Raw genomic sequence first — 17,313 nt, 5'->3', positions numbered from 1 at the left:
GGGTTTCTAACCTTCCTGCTTGGCAAATTCGCCACTGGCTTTTATCTCAACTTCGTCGCTAACAACAACGGATGGGATCGTGCCAACACCGAAATCAGTACGCTTCAGGCTACCGCCAATTTTAAAACCTACTTTTTCCTGCTCTTTACCACCCTGACCTTTCATTTTCACGGGGCCGACCATCGTAACGTCGAGGGTAACCGGCTTAGTGACTCCGTGCATCGTCAGGTTGCCCGTAGCCGCGTATTTTTTGCCATCTACTTTCTTGAACGAGGTGCTCTTGAAGGTCAGCGTCGGGTATTTGGCCGCATCGAAGAAATCAGGGCTTTTCAGGTGATTGTCCCGACGTTCGTTGTCGGTATTAATGCTGTTCACATCGGCGGTCAGCTCCAGGACTGCGTCCGAAAGGTCAGGCTTTGCGGACGTAACTTTGGCATCAAATGTTTTGAAATTGCCATCGACTTCGGCCAGCAGGTTGTGGGTAACGGTGAAGCCAACGCGCGAATGGGCTTTGTCGACCGTCCAGGTCTGAGCCAACGAAACGCCCGAGGCAAGCAGGCAAGCAGCAAATACGGTAAGTGTTTTCATGATTTAATGAATTTAACGAACTCAATTTTACTAGGATGGGAACGCATACTCGCAAATTGAACGGTTAAGAAAAGAAGTAATTGTCTGATAAGCAAAACTACTTGCTTAAAAGTAACCTCAATTCGTTGTTAAATTCAGAAAAATACTAGGCAGATTTCTGTAGCCTCTCGAAAAGCATTCGAAACCATACCGAAAACGTTTCTGGAGCCATTTCCATTTCGCGGGCGAGTGCGTCAGGAGCGATCCAGCGAACCGCACATACTTCGTCTGGATTAAACGGAACTGGCCCTTCGTACTGACCCGTAAAGACGTGATCCAGTTCATGTTCAGTCAGGCCATTGGGTAGCTGGGCGTGGTACTGAAAGCTGAACAAAGGCTGCAAATCGGTCCGGAAACCCATTTCTTCGTATAGCCGCTGGTTTGCCTGAGCCGCAGTGTTATCTGGCTGGCTGGGGTGACCACAGCAGGAATTCGACCATAAACCGCCGGAGTGATACTTCTCAAAAGCGCGTTGCTGAAGTAAATAGTCCCCCTGTTCGTTAAAAACAAGCACAGAGAAAGCGCGGTGAAGATCGCCCGATTCATGGACCGACAACTTTTCGGCGGTTCCAAGTACATTGTCCTGTTCGTTAACAAGCAGGACTGTGGGCGAAGCGGGGGTGTTTGTCATAAATGAGTATAATGGAGCGATAGAGTTTCGTTTTATCAACGGTCAAGTAAGCATTGTAGTTTGTGTGTCTTACCGTAAAGTGAAATTTGACTTAATATCTGCATAGCGGGTAGCCTTCCGACAGACCGTTAATAAACTCTTAGTTGCCGGATCAATCGGCGATGGTTGTTCTGAAAAGCAATCCGGGTTAGCGCGACGACGATCGGTTTACGAGTAGTACTCCTACCAGAATGATAGCAAGCGATGTGAGTTGCCGACTCGTTATGGTTTCATTAGCTAATGCCCAGCCCAACAGGATGGCTACCACGGGGTTGACGTAGGCGTAGGTGCCGACTACCGCTGGCGGACGCACCTGAAGAAGCCACAAGTAGGACAAATAAGCGACAACCGAGCCAAAGATAACGGCATATGTCAACGCTAACCACGAGCGAACGGTTACCTGAGTGATGGTAAAGCCTGTCCATTCGCCTAATCCTGCGCTCACGAAAAGGCAAAACAAACCGGCGGCCAGTAATTGGACGGCTGCGTTTAAAATTGTTGAACCGGGTGCTTTGCGGTACCGCGAATACAGCGATCCTACGGCCCAGGATATGGTACCTACCAGTATGACCGCTATACTTGGCCAGTACATCGCTGCTTTTGCGGGTGCGACAAGAGTAGCTGGATCTTCACTAAACAACAGTAAAATGCCACTAAAGCCAAGCAGCAGCCCAACGAGTCGCAGTTTTGCTGTGCGGTATGATGCCCACTGTGGACGGTCTAGTACCACAAACCAGAGCGGTAAAGTCGTCACCAGAATGGCCGCCAACCCGGTTGGTAAATACTGTTCGGCCCAAATGACAGAACCCGTACCACCGCCCAGCATCAATACACCGGCAATAGCATTGCGGGAGAATGCCAACCGGCTGACCGCCTGCTCTCTTCGAAACAGACACCAGCTGTAGAGCAAACCACCCGCCGAAAGAAAGCGGAGCGACGCCATCAGAAAAGGCGGGAGACTCTCCAGACCGATCAGGGCCGCCAGATACGTTGATCCCCAAATCAGGTAGATAGCTGCGAACGCTAATACGACGGTCCAGGTTGTCGGTAAAGTGCGCGATTGCGTTAATGTTGTCATACCAGTTCAAAGATAAAGCATCCGCATCCGGGTTGGTCATTGACAAAGGGGCCGTTTTATGAAATCGATAAACTGGACGACTTTCCGTAGAGGTGTCCTTATATAATTACCCCGGATTTTTGGCGAATCTATTCGACTACAGAAACTTCCAGTTCAAGCCGTTATTTAAGGGGTTCGTCTTTAAACGGATTGACCAGCAGGGTTTTAGCTAGTAGTATTGGCCTTGTCAATAGGTCGTTAAAATCCTTTCTTATGGCTTACAAAAATAAACTGCTTTGCAACAAAATAACCAGACAGGACATTCGCTTCGTGCAGACAGCCGCGGACACCGATGGACAGCTTCTGGAAATGGAATCGACGTACTACGCGGGATCGAAAGAACCGACAGCACACTACCATCCTTACCAGGTCGAGGACTTCGAGGTGTTGACGGGCGAGCTTACCGTGAAGATAAGCGACCAGTTAAAAGTGCTGAAAAAAGGCGATACGCTGCACATTCCGACAAACACTGTACACGCCATGTGGAACGCGTCCAATGGTAAGACAGTCGTGAACTGGCAGGTCCGCCCGGCAATGGACACGGAATACCTGCTCGAAACGGCCAACGGTCTTGCCCAGGCTGGTAAAGTAACGGCCAGTGGAATGCCACCGCTGTTGCAAACGGCGCTACTGGCTAACCGGTTTGCAAGCGTCTTCCGTATCGCCAGGCCGCCGTTTGTTGTGCAGAAAATCTTGTTTACGTTGCTGACGCCGTTCGCCTATCTGGCTGGTTATAAGCCCACGTACAAAGAATATCTCGACTAAAAAGAAACCTTTGGAGTTAATTATTTACCCATCCATTTTTTGAAGTCGGCAGCCCGCTCGCGGCTTACCAGTACCTCATCGTCGGCGGCTGGCTTGAGCACTAGCTTTAGCTTGTTGTTGAAATACGGGTGGATCTGCTGAATGGTATTTATCTGAACGATATACTGGCGATTGGCGCGAAAAAACTGGGTTGGATCAAGCATTTTTTCCAATTCGTCGAGCGGATAATCGAGCGAATATTTCTGATTGCTGTGGGTGCGGAATAGACTGACCCCTTCTTCGGAATAGAAATACGCAATGTCGCTAACTTCAATCGGAACCCACTGTTGTCGGTGTTTTACCAGAAAGCGACGGCGGTAATCGGCGGGCTGGATTTGTTGTCGAAGTTGCTGCACCAGCGCGTCGATGTCCATCACGTTTATATCGCTGGGTTTAGGTTCAACGGGTTCCCCGTTGTCGGCTACCGTGCGCTTGTATTTCGTCAGACTGGCTTCCAGTTCGTGCCGTTTGATGGGTTTGAGCAAGTAATCGATGCTGTTGACCTTGAAAGCCCGTAGCGCGTATTCGTCGTAGGAAGTCGTAAAAATGACGGGTGCGCTCACCGTAGTCTGCTCAAAAATTTCAAAGCTTTGTCCGTCGGCCAACTCAATGTCCATCAGAATCAGATCCGGCGCTGATGGCTGACCGGGACCGTTGGCGTTGAGCCAGGCTACCGCCGAGCGCACACTGGCTGATGTACCAACAATATTGATCGTAGGATCGACGTCCAGCAAAAGCTTGGTCAGTTTGCGAACGGCGAGTTCTTCATCTTCAATTAGAAATACGTTCATAGGGACACTGTTAAAAAAGAGTAGGGTCTGCTTCGGGCTTATTACAAGATGATAAAGCTACTACTTATCCGAGGAATCACCGAGTCAACGTAAACAAGTTAGCTGTCGGGCTAGGGGTTAGCTGTCACAACGTTTTCCTGCGACTGGGTTAACCGGACTAAAGGAATACAGACGGTAAATTGCTTGCCGTCGTCTTCGATAAGCGGGCGCGGCAAACCAAGATCGTCAAATCGACTCGATAGCTTGCTTAGGCCACCTTGCTGAGTGGCTACGGTCAGTTTCTTGCGCTGAAGCCGATTGCTTACCAGTAGATGGCCGTCGTCCGTGACCGTAATGCGCAGGGTTAGCGGTTGCTCGACCAGTAGGAGATTATGCCGCAACGCGTTTTCGATAAGCGTTTGAAGCGTAAGCGGAGGAATCGATAGGTCCAGAAATTGTTTGTCAACCTGGATATCCCAGCGAATGGCGTTGCCAAATCGAGTGTTCAGAAGGTGTTGATAAGCCGTCAAGAAGGTTAGTTCGTCCTGTAACGTTACGACGGTGCGCTGCCCCGCTTGAAGTAAATACCGATAGACGCTCGACAATTCGTCAAGAAAAATACTGGCCTTATCCCGATCTTCGGTGATGAGCGCTGACAACGAGTTAAGGCTATTAAACAGAAAATGCGGGTTTACCTGATTTTTAAGCCGGTCGTACTGTTGCTGAATGCTTACTTTTTTGAGTGCTTCGGTTTCCTGTAAAGCTTCACGGTATTTCTGGACGTAATAAATAACCTCGTAGACCGTACCAACCAGAATGACCCATACCAGTCCTACGGTTATAAATTTGCCATATACGTACACGTTGATTGGAATGCTACTTACGCCCGTTACGTCGGACAACCCGATAATTAAGGCTTGGGCAGAGGCTGTTATCACAAAGTAACCACCGAACGTAAGGATGACTCGCCGACGGGTCCGATTGATCGATGAATAGCGCCGACGGATGTACAACAGCCAGTACAGGATTACTTGCCAGATCAAGGTTGCATAGCCGATCTCAACCGCAGACCAGATAACGTATTGCTGCCAGTCATACTCTTTCTCCGGTAGTGAAAGCAGGTTCGCGAGCAGCACTGCCAGCGGAATGGCAAACCGACGGAGCCATTTATCGTTGGGACGTTCCACGGACGAGCGTGGTGGAGCAGAATAGGAAATCACAATTCAGGTAAAGTTGCTGTTTTCTCGATCTATCAGGCAGCCCTAAGCAGTTGACAATCAAAAGCCCACTCGCCTTAGAGGAATGGAGAGTGGGCTTTTGATTGTCAACTGGGCTGATGAAATGGTATTTTGCGTTCTGGATTGCCAACGCACTTCAGTCACCCAAAAAGCCAAAAGTTAACTGCGTTAATGAATGTCTGTTAACCATTGCTGAGCGAAGGCTCTGGCTTCCGTCACTGGCTCTTTGCCTAACCTATACAAGAATTTCCATTCGGCGGGCTTGCGCTGATAGAGCGGGTTAGCAAACTCCTGTTTGTAGCCCATTGGGACGAGCCGGGCGTCAAAATCAACGGAATTGCTCAAATCAATAAAATCTTGCAGTCGCTTTCTCAGGAGCGGCTTAAAATCGCTGTACGCATCAAATTCGGCTTTCTGTTCGCGGTAGCGAGCGATACTTTCTTTGTCGGTCTGTGTATCGGCGGCTGGCTTTTTGTGGTTGTTGCGAGCCTGTTGCTTAAGCAAAGCTACATACTGCTTTTTAAACTCAGCCGGAGGCAGTGACAACATCTTTTTGGCGGCAGCAATGTAGCGCGACCGCTCGGTTCGTTCCTCTGCATTGAGCGAAGTCAACTGTCGCTCTTCTTCCGCCAATTGTGCGCGGATCGCCATCTGCATCATCGCCGGGTCAAGCTGTGTAAATGCCTGGTCCATACTGGCAAACTGATTGTCAAAGGCCGCTTGCTCAGCTTTGTCTTCCTGCTGCTTTTTGGCCAAATTTTCGGGGCTGTAGGTCTCGTCATACGGATGGTAACGTTTTACGTCCTGGAGCCATTCCTGCCGAAAAACCGACGATTCGACGTAAGCCCGGACGGTTTTGCCAAGTGCCCGTACGGTAGCGGGCCGCGACGATTCGGGGAGCCGGCGAGCCATCGAACGAATGGTAGACGTACTGTTGAAGAAAAACCACTTCGGCTCCTTCAGGTTGGTGAGCACATCGTACCGAAGTTTGTCCAGACCAATGCCAACATCGGCCAGAACATCGCTGGTACGAGCGGCCATCAGCCAGCCACTCGTCGCCACCAATCCAGCAAAAAATAACGCTTTAAACGATTTCATAGTATCTGTTGTCGAATAGCAATGGGTTGATACTGACAAAGTTGATAGGTATCTGGCGATTGCCGAAGATCAATCCGTGTCAATCGTACGAAACGCTTAGCCAATCGTACTATTCAGGTGCTGAACTGATCCGTGCATATCCATGAGAAGTATCCCCAACCACTCAGCACGGGTAGTTGTAAGCGTAGCCGACGGGTGTCTGATTGATGTCGTAGCTACAGAGCGTTTGTAACGCGCCATTCGGCTCCGTTTCGAAGGCTACGCGGCAGTAGTTTAGCGCGGCAGGCGTATTGGTAAATAACCAGTTACGGCCAACCTGCGAAAAAATAAACAAACCATTATCATCACCGACCGCGTTGAAATCCGACATCGGAATCGACCGATTGAACTGCGGAACGCCAAACTGATTTCTGAGTTGACGGGTTGCGAGTGGAACGTTCTCGGTGCCCATGCCTAATTCGCTGATCCCCTGAAACAAATCGCCAATGGTCAGATTCGGATTGTCGAGTGGTAAACTGTTTCTGCCAATGAATTCGAGCAGGTTACCGTTGTTGTCGTAGAAGTAGCAGGCGCGTGCTCCCCAGGCCGGAAATTCGGCAATTACTTTGCCCGTAGCCTGGGTGTCGAGGTAATCGAACGGGTAGCAATGCATACATACTTCCAGCGTGCTGGCGGGTACATTGATGGCGAAATGATACGGCGCTACCGGAAAGGGTACCGCTCGAAACGTTAGCCGAGTCCAGCCGATTTGTAAGGTCAACTGATCCGTTGACTCGTCCAGAATGTCCAGACCTAATTGTTTCGTGTAAAAGCGTCGCGTGCCTTCAGGGTCAGCCGTATAAAGGTCAATGTCGAGGAATTTCATGGTCAATCAGTTCTATCTTGTTGTTTACGGACATCAAGTTTGTTCTAGTAAGACTGATTGCCAACGGCGTTTGCGTTGAAGCGGTAAAAGAAGAGGATGAACCGTAGAGAAATACGGTTGCCGTCTACGAACCAATTGGTAAAACGGGTTTGTATTTTTTGTACATTCGTTTTTGCCTTTTAGCAACTCTACGGAATGACGCGGTTGGGGTGGAACACCACTTCGCCGGGTCGAAGCGACAAGATACCGTCAATGACTTACGAAGCCTGGTCACCCCTTTTTTTGGGCATGGTTGTCGCCATGTTATTGACCACCACCGTACAATGGTTCATGTATCGGGAACGCATTTACGGTCTTTATGCGCTCTACACACTGACCTGGGCCGTTTATTTTATCATCAACCACTTTGGCCTACCAATAAACATTGGTAATTTTTACAAGCTTCTCCTGTCGTATTCCTCGTACATCTTGTATCTGGAACTGGCCAAGGTTTTTCTTGAACTAAAGAGTCACCCTAAATTTCTGCGATGGGTAACGTACGTGCAGTGGGCACTGGTAGCTTATTGCCTGATCAAGACGTACATCTATCTGCTTACTGACTTCTGGCAGACAAGGCTTCACGATCTGCTGCTTCATCCGGTACGGTTCGCACTACTGGCGGTAGGAGCATATATCGTTCTTACGTTTTATCGATCAAAAGACATGGTCGTCCGGTTCTTCATCGCTGGTACGGCTTCGTTGATGATCAACCATGCTGTCACGGTACTGCTACTAATTCGCTCAACGAGCTTTAGTCTGCAACTACCGCTCTGGCAACACCCCGACCTATTCATTCAGATGGGCGTCGTGCTTGATCTGATTTTCTTTTCGTTGGGTATTTCGTACCGGCATCGGCGGGAGGCTGTTCGGCAAGTGGTTGTTGAGAAAGATCTGGAAAATGAGCGCGAACATCACTACCGCAAGCAGCTTGAAGCCGACTTGATCCTGAAACAGCTTCAGCACGAAAAGACCGAAGTGCAAATGCGGGCTTTACAGAGTCAGATCAGTCCCCACTTTTTGTTCAATAGTCTGAATACGCTCTCGTCGCTTATTGATGAAAGCCCTCCACAGGCTAGTGAGTTTGTGGATGAGTTGTCGAGTGTGTACCGTTATTTGCTGCGCAGCAACGAGAACGAACTGACTACGCTAAACCTCGAACTTGGGTTTATTCACTCGTATTTTCACTTGCTCCGTACTCGTTTCGGCAGTGGCGTTAGTCTGGAAATAGCGGTAGATCAGGCGTATAACCGAGCCTGGATACCCCCGCTCACGCTCCAGTTGCTGGTTGAAAACGCAGTTAAGCACAACGTTATTCTGGCCGAAGAGCCGCTGGTGATTCGCATTCGAACCAATGATCAGCGCCAGTTGATTGTCGAGAATACGCTGCAACGCAAACCCCTCCGGGTCGATTCAAACGGTGTGGGGCTGTCGAATATCACGGTTAAATACCAGCTGCTTAACCAGCCGGAACCGACGATTGAAGAGGAGGGCGGCTGGTTCCGGGTGACATTGCCGCTGCTCGTACCGCAGAATATGTTGGTTCGCCAACAGACGTAGAAAGTAGAAAAACAAAGCCGATCAGGCAGGTTCAATTAATTGGAGGATCACTTCAAACGAATCAGCGGTTTCGTTGATTTGAATAGGAGGCTGATGAAGCAGTTTGTATTTCTCAATGATGTTCAGCAAGCCTTTCTGAGTAGATGTCGTGTGGTTATTGAGTTTCCGCTGAAGGTTGTTCCAGATGCAGAGCGCCCCCGTTTCGCTGGTTGATAAACGGATTCGCAACGGACGGTTCGCCGAAACGACGTTATGCTTAACTGCGTTTTCAACCAGTAACTGAAGCGTTAATGGAGGAATGAGGTACGACCGGAAACTATCGGCAATATCGTCGTCCAGCACGATACCCTGACCGTAACGGGTTTTGAGCAGGTGATAATACGAGTGAATAAAAGTCAGTTCTGTCGTCAGTGTCGTTAGTTCGCGGTCGTTTGCCTGGAGCAGATACCGGTACACGCTCGACATCTGATCAACAAACTGTTCAGCCCGTTCCGGTTCGTCAGCAATAAGCGACGACAGCGTATTCAGGCTATTAAACAGAAAATGCGGGCTGATCTGACTCTGTAAAGCCCGCATTTGTACTTCCGTCATTTTATGTTTCAACTGCTGTACGGCTAATTGCGCTTCAACCTGTTCCCGTAATCGCTGCTCCCGCTCACGCGCTAATTCTTTGTCTACCAAGGCTCTCCGAATCGACTCGCGCCGGTGGCGATACGCCAGACCCATTGAGAAACACAACAGTTCAAGAAAAATGCCGATGTGCATGTACGTGAGCGGTGCCTGCCAGAACAGAATCGCATTCGAGGTTTGAAAACTAGTCCATGTCAGACTGAACAGCATAGCCATGACACCACCAATGACCAGTAGCAGCGAGCCCGTAATAAACAACCGGGCGACGGCATTCCGGCGCTTGTAAACCTGAATGACAATGTAGATCGAGAAAACGGCCAGCGCTACCCGAACAATCGTATGAACCAGTTCATGAATAGGCTTTTGCCACAAATCCGTTACCAGACAAAACACCAGTTCTATTCCGAAATAAACCAGTAAGGTTGCCTGAGCGTAACGAAATAGCGGAATGAGCTTGGGCTGTCGTTTTTTTACTTCCAGAAAAGCGATTGTAAACTCGAAGTAAACCCAGTAGGCGACCATTGGGCCGATGGTACGCAGCAAATACCAGACGTTGTTGGGAAAGTTGACTAAGCTGGGCGAATTACGAAGCAGAAAATAGCTCAGCCAGACAAGCATGTACAGCGTGTAAAGGCCGTAAACGCGCTCGCGATGCCATAGCCACTGTGCAATATTGTACAGCAACATGGCCGTTAGCATCCCGAGAAACAACAAGACCCAGGTGTCGTAAGTCATAGCGGTTAAGCAACGTGCCGGTCTCTAGACGGAGCCGCAACGAAAGAACCAAATCGGTGGTTGGCTTATAAATAGGCCTAACCATGAACGGGACAAACAGGTTTCCAGTCAAAACAAATCGCCGATGAAACAGCGCGGTATTTATTGGCCGGCAAAAGGTTTCCTAAGTCGGATTAAGCCCTATGTCTATGATGCGTATCGCATCTGTTCGTTTATACATAAAACGGTTTCCCTATCGATATGAACAATCCTTGGTGACGCTCAGTGGTATTGGTGTCAGCTTTTCAAAACTGACACCAATACCACTGAGCGTCAATAATCAATTTATGAATCGGTAAGCGATAGGCTGTGACCAAAAGCGACTCGCCCATAAATGGAACAGCAGATGACAAAACCGCCATCCGCTGTTCCACCCTTGTTTATGCTCTTTGCTGGCTTGCCCTTCAAAGGGCGTCAAGCCTGTTCACTAGTGTTGTTGCGTTTATGCGTTAGCAGTTAAAATTTAGCGGAAAGACCCAATCGAAGGGCCGAGACACCGTAACCAACTTCCGCAAACCCACCGAATTTCTCGCTGAACATGTAACGGGCTCCCAGGTGAATGCCCAGGTATAAGCCGCTTGAATACGGATTGTAGTAGTCGCCGACATAGCCGTACGTATCTTTATAAGACGCATGGCGGAAACCAAGCGATACACCGGCGTAGGGGTCAAACTTATCATTGCCCGTATTGAGCAATTCGCCGAGGTGGTACGAGCCACGTGCACCGGCATAGATAAAGCTGTAATGCCAACTGTAGCCACCGGTATTGTAGCCGTAGCGGGCGTAATCGATTGAGCCACCTACCGAGATGTTGTTCTGAATGGTCTTTTCGACGGACAAGCCGATGGGAATACCGCCAGCCGTATAAGCCCCCAAACCAATTCCGGCGTTGATGTACAAGGGCCGCTCACTGGACGATTGAAGCGGAGTAGTGCGAACAGCTGCACCCGGCGTTGGTACTGTTTTTTGCGGGGATACCGGTGCGTTTTGGGCTACTGGCTGAGCCGCAGGACTGGTGTTTGTGGTTGTTGCCTTTGTTGACGCTGCGGGTTGGGCAAAACGGGTAGCATTTTGGGCGGTGGCCGTAAAGCCACTCATGACGAGTAGCGACAAAGACAGTAAATACGATTTCATTAGACGCGTTGTTTATGAATAGAGTTTGGTTCGACTAGCGCGCTGTTAGAGCGGCTGAGTTCCCAAAATTGGCGTGGAAGGCCACCCGAAACCAATGGCCCGCTGCATGAACTGGCAATTGTACCGACTGAATTGCTATAATCCTGTCATCGGAAGGAGTCAGCGAAACAGGTTGCGGATAAGAATGGAGCGGCTTTACGAAGCGAGTGAACATTGTCAGCTGTAATACTGGCAAGTGTCATAATAAATACGAACTTGCCAGTATTATCCTTAATCGTGATGACCGACCAAACACCCTCTGACCGGGCGACCATGCCTGCTGCGCACAACCCAGTCATTGAACGCCGAACCGTCAACAACGCGAATCGCAATCTGCTCAAATACCTGCGACCGGGGATCTCGGTGCTTGATGTTGGTTGTGGATCGGGTGCTATCACGCGCAGTATTGCCGAGAAAGTAGGCGTTGAGGGTCGCGTACTGGGTATTGATCCCAACGCCAAACTTATTGAACAGGCGCGTCAGCATACGGATGGATCGGGGCTTGATTTTCAACTGGGCGATGTGTACACGTTCGACACCGATGAGCGATTTGATCTGGTAACCTGCGCTCGAACGCTGCAATGGCTAGCTAATCCCAAAGCCGCGTTGATTAATATGAAGCGATTGCTTAAACCGGGTGGGTTTCTAGCAATCCTCGATTTTAACCATGAAAAAATTCACTGGGAGCCTGAACCGCCCCACACCATGAAACAGTTCTACGCAGCTTTTCTGAAGTGGCGGCAGGATGCTGGTTTCGATAACGCCATCGCGGATCACCTGGCTGAACTGATGGAGGCTGTTGGGTTGATCGACATTCGGGTAGAAGATCAGTCTGAATTGTCAAAAAAGCTGCTGCCGACATTCGCCGTAGACAGTCGCTTATGGGCCGAAGTAGCAGAGTTACGCGGTCCTCAGTTGGTCGAGTCGGGGTACATCACCGACGAGCAGCGTTTGCAGGCCATTGTTGATTACGATACCTGGATTGCTACCGTCGGAGAGTCGATGACGGTTTATATGCTGGCGGTAGAGGGGAGACAGCCGGAGGAACAATAACGGCGTAATTTTATCGCAAAACCACGCCGTCAAAGAATCAATGCTCATTGTAGTTTTTGCAGAAGCGACGCCGGAAGGCTTATCATCGTATTAGCGTCGTTCTGCATGGATAACGAACCGAAAACGTCTCGTTCGGCCATAAAGCCCGTGCTATCACGAGTAATAATAGTGGCGGCTTTGATCCGGTTTGCCGACGCCGTTTGCAAAAAGCTTCCCCGTTGACCAGAGGCCGTCAGTTGACCAATTGTGCTTTTGTCGATTCGCACCAGTGCGTTCGTTGAGGTTATTTGTAGAGAGTCAGCGTTCAGGCCGGTGAGCGTACAGATTGCTCCATTGACAACAAGTCCTCCAATCGACGGCACGATAATGTACGCGAATGGTTTGGTAGCCAGTAGGTCATCGGTACTATTGTGCCAGTAAATACGTTCCGGCTTGTAACGAACTAGTAGCGTGTCGCCCACAGAACGGTACGTAAAAGGAACGCTGCTTTGGTCTTGACGGCGAATTGCAAACGACTTCCCAACTTGAATGCTTATGGCCGTTTGTGTACTCTTGACAGGCTGCTTATTGGCCGAGTCTACTTCTATTTTCAGAACGCGGAACGGCTTGATTGTCGTTGCGGAATAGCCATAAAACGGATCGTTAAAGTCGATCTTGTCGTGTTCGGCTTTGAGGGCCACGGTAGAGCCAACCAGCGTCAACAAGCCTACCAGGAGCAGGCCGACCATTAGTTTATCACTTGTTTTCATGGTTTAGATAGGAAAGTTATCCACGTACATAGTGAATTGTTGATAGTTATCCACATTGCTATGGGTTATATGTTAAGTAAAGGCCGCTTTGACAAACGATTCGTAGCGCTGTTCGATCTCTTTCATATCGATGTTCAACAGATACAGCGTTCGAAAGAAAGCGGGAAGTTCTGTTTCCAGAAATTGTTCACGTCGGTACGCGACAATACGGTCCGGCGCATCGTCAGCGGCAAAATACCCGATGCCCCGCCTGTTGAAAATAATGCTTTTCTGCTGTAAAAAGTCGTAGGTCCGAACGACGGTGTTCGGGTTGACTTCCAGTTCGATACCCAGATCCCGAACCGATGGAATACGGTCGCCCGGCGGCCACTGCCCCAGCACGATCTTCTCGCAGACATAGTCGGCGATTTGTAAATAGATAGCTTGTTTATCGCGAAAATCCATACTTATACTTCTTTCTCCTTGAAACGAATGTAAGTGGCAACCCATAGCCCCGCTACGGTTAAAATCAGGAAGGCGTCAACGATCATCTTGGGTGTACCCGACAAGGCAACATCGTACCAGATACGATGTTGTAAAAACGTAACGGACCGGAAGGGTTTAGCACCGTAAGATTCCCAACTTGGAAATAGTTGTTTGATAATAAACTCATTCAGAAATATGATACCGAATAAAAGTGCAAAGGCAATAACACCTGTCTTAACAAAGGGCACTTTGGAAAAGTAAATAGACCCCAGGAAAAAGAAAGGTATGCCAGCGATAAATACGTACTGTAGTTCTATGGGCACGGCTGTTCCGCTTAGATCGAGCAAGTGATAACGGGGTTCATCCTGCGGCAGCCGGGCATTGACCAGCGAAAAAGCGGCCCCTTCAACGGTATAAAAAACACCCAGAAAAACCAGGACAAACAGGATAAGCATCAGGCAGGCTACCAGGTATTTCTCGAATTGAGAAGCGGGTAAGGTCAGGAAAGGAATGCCCCGCATCGGTGTACCGACCACCCGAAACGATTCACTAGCAAACCAGGCTCCCGCTCCGCAAAAAATAAAGCCGAACAACGTGCCGTGACTTCGATACAGCGACTCACTGAAATGAGTGACATGAATGATGTTGGGAATGAGCATGATAATCCAGATGCCAAACAGGATACCAATACCCATCAGATAAGTCCGGAGGTGTTCGGAAAAATGCAAGCGGAGGACCAGGTTGAACCGGCGGAGATCAAACGTTTGATTCATAACTACGGTGTAAAAGGGTGTAGAAGATTAGTTGCTGACTATTAGAGGGTTGCCAGATAAGGGGCTACTGTGCCGATCAGCGCCTTCAGTAGCATAAAAAGCATGAAGTATAAGGTCATGGTTAGGGGCGAAAAAGGGTTTTGATTCGTTTCCGGTTGCTAACGGCTGTGTTGAAGAGCCGTTCTAAATCTATTTTGCTTTCTTCGTGATTCCGGTTTTCCATCACAACGGCATGGCCTCGCAATGACGGTTCTGCGTATAGTACGGAGTCTGGCTCTGAAACGGTTGAAACGGTGTTGAATAAAAGTCGGTCGCTTATCTCAGCCAGGGAGTGGTTGATCAAAATCTCGTTTTCATCCAGGACAATAACGGCGTCGATCAGGTTGTCCAGATCACGAACCTGATGCGTAGAAATCAGCATAAGTCGGTCGTCGGCCAGGGCCGAAGCGACTATTTTGCGAAACTGGCTTTTTGAAGGAATATCGAGTCCATTGGTAGGCTCATCCATGAGTAGTATGCGCGTATTCGTCGCCAGGCCAAAACTGATGACCACTTTCTTTTTCTGACCATACGACATCGCCGTCAGCTTGCGGTCTTGTGGAACATCGAACTCCGATAGATACCGTCTGAACTGAGCCTCGCTGAAATTCGGATAAAACGGTCCCATCGTGTCAATGTACCGTTGTAGTGTCACCGGCGGCAGATAGATTTCTTCCGGGATGAAATACAATTCTTGCAGAAAAGCAGGTTGACGCTGCCGGGGCTCAAATCCTACTACGCGAACCTGACCAGCGGTGGGGTAGAGTAGACCCCCCATGAGTCGCAGTAGGCTGGATTTACCTGCCCCATTTTTTCCGAGCAAACCATAAATGGTACCTGGGTGAAGCGAAACCGTCAAATCCTGAAAGAGTAATTTCTTCGCGCTATAGCCAAAAGTCAATTGGTTTAGAGTAATCATCGTGTATTGTTTTAGTGTACTACATAACTAATACACTACAATGGTCAGCGTTTATTTTGTCAATAGCAAATAGGTATCCCATTTATTGTGTAAACGGCAAACGTTACCCGTATTGAAATCCGCAAAACCAAGTGCATAGCGATGGGTGCTAACGGTGATTATAGCGTATATTTTCTTTTGTGTCGTCAGCCATCCGTGATGTCGGTTTCAAAAAACCGACATCACGGATGGCTGACGACACAAAAGAAAAAGGGCGATGACGGAAAAGTATAGTAACGAGTAATTTACTTCGGTGGCAGGGTGGCCGGTTCCATCCAACTCCTGAAGCAGAAACCGTCAGGTTTGAGAACCCGACGGCACGAATCGGCCAGTTGATATGATCGATAGCCTGCTTTGTACGAAATGTTGCTGATTTATGTGTCTGATAATGAGATAATTGGCGAAGTTGATGAAAAAATTTTAGGAAATTTTTAGCCTGCGTGCAACCTGACCTGCGTGTTCTGACATCTTCCGGTCAAATAACACAACGAGTACGTTGTACGATTTTTTAAACTTCAACTTTCCTTTAATCTTAGTTCATATACTGCCATGAAAACGCTAAAACACTTCCTGACTACCGCCTTTGTTGCTGCATCAGTTGCTACGTTTGCCCAGACAACAACCGTCACGGTCACTACCGATTCGACGACTAATCGGTACCGCGCTGTTCAGCGAGTCACCTCCGATTTCAGCATATACGTCGGCTTTAATAATTTTGGTGGGTCACTACCCGCGGGTTACGACTTTCGGCCAATTGGTTCGCGGTTCATAGCGCTGGCTTGGCAAAAACGCATTCCCCTCATCACCAACGGCTCAACCAAACTGCGTCTGGTAACGGGTCCTGAAATTGCCTGGAACAACTTTATGTTTGAAGGCCGTAATACGTTGACGGAGCAAAATAACCAACTCATTGTCGAAGCGGCTAATGTAGACCTGCGTAAATCAAAGCTTGTCACAACGCAACTGAATTTACCGGTACTGCTCAATCTGCGATTTCGATCAGGATTCACCGTCGGCGCAGGGGCTTACATAGGTATGCGTCTGGACAGCTACACGAAGGTCAAGCCAGAAGGACAGTCCGCAGTTCGGACGCACGGGTCTTTCAATCTGAATCCAGTTCGTTGGGGACTAACCAGCGAAATTGGCTACCGGGGAAGTGCCAAACTATTTTTCCGCTATGAGCCGAACAGTCCTTTTCGGACGGGCGAAGGACCAGACGCGAGTGTCTGGGCGGTTGGGCTAAAACTGTAAGGTGAACGGCTGCATCGACAAGTCACCGAGTTTCGACTGATTTGAGCGCGACTTTACCGGCAAAATACTTGTGCTGCCGGTAAACAGTCAGGCCAAGAAGCTTCCATTCCAACAGACCCGACGCTTCATAATTCATCGTAAGATCAGGGTGAATATCGACGTAGGTATTGGCTGGGGACCATTGCAGGCCCAGCACAAAACGAGTCAGACTGGTCATGCTGGTTATTTGTACAGAATCTGGTTGCGTGTGATGCATCAGATACACTTGCTGCGTAAGGCGAAGCGTCGGATACGTTACTAACGGGATGTCATATGAATCAGACCAATCGGTAGGCTGAGCAAAAGCTGGAATAACTCGCTTAAACGTACTCGATGGTAGTTCAGATGGTTTTCTTGCGGGCGATTGACACATTGATGCGATTAATACCAATACGAGTCCGCTTGGTATCATTCCGAAGCGTTGCGAGAATACTCGAAAATTCCGAAAGGAAACAAGGTACAGGCTGATCGCCAAGCCGACATTCAGTACCATCCAGCCTATATGCAACGCAGCCATACGTGTAGTGAGCGGTTAATGGCAGAAAAGTAAAAAAAATTAGCCATTACGCAACATCTCATTTTTTCGGGTGTCTTTCCTCCAAAGTCGCTCTTCACAACATCAAT

Annotated in this window: 18 protein-coding genes; 4 read left to right on the top strand and 14 right to left on the bottom strand. The window is 49.0% G+C overall.

Translation table 11 applies throughout. The features are described from left to right. Positions 1 to 6: 6 nt before the first annotated feature. The 3 genes from M0L20_RS04795 to M0L20_RS04785 form a co-directional block, all read right to left on the bottom strand. On the bottom strand, positions 7 to 588 hold the full coding sequence (locus M0L20_RS04795; protein WP_232559720.1) for a YceI family protein: 582 nt from the start codon (positions 586 to 588) through the stop codon (positions 7 to 9). Positions 589 to 733: 145 nt separating this feature from the next. Next, positions 734 to 1,258 (bottom strand): isopentenyl-diphosphate Delta-isomerase, encoded by a 525-nt coding sequence (idi, locus tag M0L20_RS04790; protein ID WP_248475936.1) that lies wholly within the window; start codon positions 1,256 to 1,258, stop codon positions 734 to 736. A gap of 187 nt (positions 1,259 to 1,445) precedes the next feature. Beyond that, positions 1,446 to 2,375, bottom strand: coding sequence for an EamA family transporter (locus tag M0L20_RS04785; RefSeq protein WP_248475935.1), 930 nt, complete (start codon positions 2,373 to 2,375; stop codon positions 1,446 to 1,448). 252 nt (positions 2,376 to 2,627) lie between these two features. Here M0L20_RS04785 and M0L20_RS04780 point away from each other — a divergent pair, with 252 nt between their 5' ends. After that, the gene (locus M0L20_RS04780) at positions 2,628 to 3,179 is read left to right on the top strand and encodes a cupin domain-containing protein (RefSeq protein WP_248475934.1); all 552 of its coding nucleotides are present in this window, start codon (positions 2,628 to 2,630) and stop codon (positions 3,177 to 3,179) included. A 20-nt stretch (positions 3,180 to 3,199) separates the two neighbouring features. Here the strand turns inward: M0L20_RS04780 and M0L20_RS04775 are convergent, their stop codons facing one another. The 4 genes from M0L20_RS04775 to M0L20_RS04760 form a co-directional block, all read right to left on the bottom strand. Then, on the bottom strand, positions 3,200 to 4,009 hold the full coding sequence (locus M0L20_RS04775; RefSeq protein ID WP_248475933.1) for a LytR/AlgR family response regulator transcription factor: 810 nt from the start codon (positions 4,007 to 4,009) through the stop codon (positions 3,200 to 3,202). 110 nt (positions 4,010 to 4,119) lie between these two features. Next, entirely contained in the window at positions 4,120 to 5,175 is a 1,056-nt protein-coding gene (locus M0L20_RS04770; RefSeq protein WP_248475932.1) for a histidine kinase, read from the bottom strand. Positions 5,176 to 5,394: 219 nt separating this feature from the next. After that, positions 5,395 to 6,324 carry a hypothetical protein gene (locus tag M0L20_RS04765; RefSeq protein WP_248475931.1) on the bottom strand — a complete coding sequence of 310 codons (930 nt, stop codon included), beginning with the start codon at positions 6,322 to 6,324 and terminating at the stop codon, positions 5,395 to 5,397. Positions 6,325 to 6,487: 163 nt separating this feature from the next. Continuing rightward, entirely contained in the window at positions 6,488 to 7,189 is a 702-nt protein-coding gene (locus M0L20_RS04760; RefSeq protein ID WP_248475930.1) for a VOC family protein, read from the bottom strand. Positions 7,190 to 7,384: 195 nt separating this feature from the next. On the opposite strand from M0L20_RS04760, the gene M0L20_RS04755 reads away from it, so the two are divergent. Beyond that, positions 7,385 to 8,785 carry a sensor histidine kinase gene (locus M0L20_RS04755; protein ID WP_354004162.1) on the top strand — a complete coding sequence of 467 codons (1,401 nt, stop codon included), beginning with the start codon at positions 7,385 to 7,387 and terminating at the stop codon, positions 8,783 to 8,785. 21 nt (positions 8,786 to 8,806) lie between these two features. Here M0L20_RS04755 and M0L20_RS04750 read toward each other — a convergent pair whose 3' ends face one another. Together M0L20_RS04750 and M0L20_RS04745 are read right to left on the bottom strand one after the other, a co-directional pair. Beyond that, complete coding sequence (locus M0L20_RS04750) at positions 8,807 to 10,150, bottom strand: sensor histidine kinase (protein ID WP_248475929.1); 1,344 nt, start codon at positions 10,148 to 10,150, stop codon at positions 8,807 to 8,809. A 495-nt stretch (positions 10,151 to 10,645) separates the two neighbouring features. Continuing rightward, positions 10,646 to 11,323: a putative outer membrane beta-barrel protein gene (locus tag M0L20_RS04745; protein WP_248475928.1), complete on the bottom strand. Its 678-nt coding sequence runs from the start codon at positions 11,321 to 11,323 to the stop codon at positions 10,646 to 10,648. Positions 11,324 to 11,602: 279 nt separating this feature from the next. On the opposite strand from M0L20_RS04745, the gene M0L20_RS04740 reads away from it, so the two are divergent. After that, positions 11,603 to 12,415, top strand: a complete 813-nt coding sequence (locus M0L20_RS04740) for a class I SAM-dependent methyltransferase (RefSeq protein WP_248475927.1) — start codon at positions 11,603 to 11,605, stop codon at positions 12,413 to 12,415. 44 nt (positions 12,416 to 12,459) lie between these two features. On the opposite strand, the gene M0L20_RS04735 is transcribed toward M0L20_RS04740, so the two are convergent. The 4 genes from M0L20_RS04735 to M0L20_RS04720 form a co-directional block, all read right to left on the bottom strand. After that, a complete protein-coding gene (locus M0L20_RS04735; protein WP_248475926.1) occupies positions 12,460 to 13,164 on the bottom strand; it encodes a hypothetical protein in 705 nt (234 codons plus the stop codon). 72 nt (positions 13,165 to 13,236) lie between these two features. Beyond that, complete coding sequence (locus tag M0L20_RS04730; RefSeq protein ID WP_248475925.1) at positions 13,237 to 13,608, bottom strand: GntR family transcriptional regulator; 372 nt, start codon at positions 13,606 to 13,608, stop codon at positions 13,237 to 13,239. A gap of 2 nt (positions 13,609 to 13,610) precedes the next feature. Then, a complete protein-coding gene (locus tag M0L20_RS04725; RefSeq protein ID WP_248475924.1) occupies positions 13,611 to 14,402 on the bottom strand; it encodes a hypothetical protein in 792 nt (263 codons plus the stop codon). Between the two features lie 121 nt (positions 14,403 to 14,523). Beyond that, positions 14,524 to 15,360 (bottom strand): ABC transporter ATP-binding protein, encoded by an 837-nt coding sequence (locus tag M0L20_RS04720; RefSeq protein WP_248475923.1) that lies wholly within the window; start codon positions 15,358 to 15,360, stop codon positions 14,524 to 14,526. 588 nt (positions 15,361 to 15,948) lie between these two features. Between M0L20_RS04720 and M0L20_RS04715 the strand changes: the two genes are divergently transcribed. Further along, positions 15,949 to 16,650 (top strand): outer membrane beta-barrel protein, encoded by a 702-nt coding sequence (locus tag M0L20_RS04715; protein ID WP_248475922.1) that lies wholly within the window; start codon positions 15,949 to 15,951, stop codon positions 16,648 to 16,650. Positions 16,651 to 16,672: 22 nt separating this feature from the next. Here M0L20_RS04715 and M0L20_RS04710 read toward each other — a convergent pair whose 3' ends face one another. After that, the gene (locus tag M0L20_RS04710; protein ID WP_248475921.1) at positions 16,673 to 17,206 is read right to left on the bottom strand and encodes a hypothetical protein; all 534 of its coding nucleotides are present in this window, start codon (positions 17,204 to 17,206) and stop codon (positions 16,673 to 16,675) included. Between the last annotated feature and the right edge of the window lie 107 nt (positions 17,207 to 17,313).

The organism is Spirosoma liriopis (assembly GCF_023196085.1).
Taxonomy (GTDB): domain Bacteria; phylum Bacteroidota; class Bacteroidia; order Cytophagales; family Spirosomataceae; genus Spirosoma; species Spirosoma oryzicola.
The sequence above is the reverse complement of the archived record's forward strand: the minus strand, read 5'-3'. Positions and strand labels throughout refer to the sequence as shown.

What these genes read in the sequence shown, in the direction of transcription:
- M0L20_RS04795 (WP_232559720.1), bottom strand. Translation starts at nt 588, where the DNA reads ATGAAAACACTTACCGTATTTGCTGCTTGCCTGCTTGCCTCGGGCGTT.
- idi (WP_248475936.1), bottom strand. Translation starts at nt 1,258, where the DNA reads ATGACAAACACCCCCGCTTCGCCCACAGTCCTGCTTGTTAACGAACAG.
- M0L20_RS04785 (WP_248475935.1), bottom strand. Translation starts at nt 2,375, where the DNA reads ATGACAACATTAACGCAATCGCGCACTTTACCGACAACCTGGACCGTC.
- M0L20_RS04780 (WP_248475934.1), top strand. Translation starts at nt 2,628, where the DNA reads ATGGCTTACAAAAATAAACTGCTTTGCAACAAAATAACCAGACAGGAC.
- M0L20_RS04775 (WP_248475933.1), bottom strand. Translation starts at nt 4,009, where the DNA reads ATGAACGTATTTCTAATTGAAGATGAAGAACTCGCCGTTCGCAAACTG.
- M0L20_RS04765 (WP_248475931.1), bottom strand. Translation starts at nt 6,324, where the DNA reads ATGAAATCGTTTAAAGCGTTATTTTTTGCTGGATTGGTGGCGACGAGT.
- M0L20_RS04760 (WP_248475930.1), bottom strand. Translation starts at nt 7,189, where the DNA reads ATGAAATTCCTCGACATTGACCTTTATACGGCTGACCCTGAAGGCACG.
- M0L20_RS04755 (WP_354004162.1), top strand. Translation starts at nt 7,385, where the DNA reads ATGACGCGGTTGGGGTGGAACACCACTTCGCCGGGTCGAAGCGACAAG.
- M0L20_RS04750 (WP_248475929.1), bottom strand. Translation starts at nt 10,150, where the DNA reads ATGACTTACGACACCTGGGTCTTGTTGTTTCTCGGGATGCTAACGGCC.
- M0L20_RS04745 (WP_248475928.1), bottom strand. Translation starts at nt 11,323, where the DNA reads ATGAAATCGTATTTACTGTCTTTGTCGCTACTCGTCATGAGTGGCTTT.
- M0L20_RS04740 (WP_248475927.1), top strand. Translation starts at nt 11,603, where the DNA reads ATGACCGACCAAACACCCTCTGACCGGGCGACCATGCCTGCTGCGCAC.
- M0L20_RS04735 (WP_248475926.1), bottom strand. Translation starts at nt 13,164, where the DNA reads ATGAAAACAAGTGATAAACTAATGGTCGGCCTGCTCCTGGTAGGCTTG.
- M0L20_RS04730 (WP_248475925.1), bottom strand. Translation starts at nt 13,608, where the DNA reads ATGGATTTTCGCGATAAACAAGCTATCTATTTACAAATCGCCGACTAT.
- M0L20_RS04725 (WP_248475924.1), bottom strand. Translation starts at nt 14,402, where the DNA reads ATGAATCAAACGTTTGATCTCCGCCGGTTCAACCTGGTCCTCCGCTTG.
- M0L20_RS04720 (WP_248475923.1), bottom strand. Translation starts at nt 15,360, where the DNA reads ATGATTACTCTAAACCAATTGACTTTTGGCTATAGCGCGAAGAAATTA.
- M0L20_RS04715 (WP_248475922.1), top strand. Translation starts at nt 15,949, where the DNA reads ATGAAAACGCTAAAACACTTCCTGACTACCGCCTTTGTTGCTGCATCA.
- M0L20_RS04710 (WP_248475921.1), bottom strand. Translation starts at nt 17,206, where the DNA reads ATGGCTGCGTTGCATATAGGCTGGATGGTACTGAATGTCGGCTTGGCG.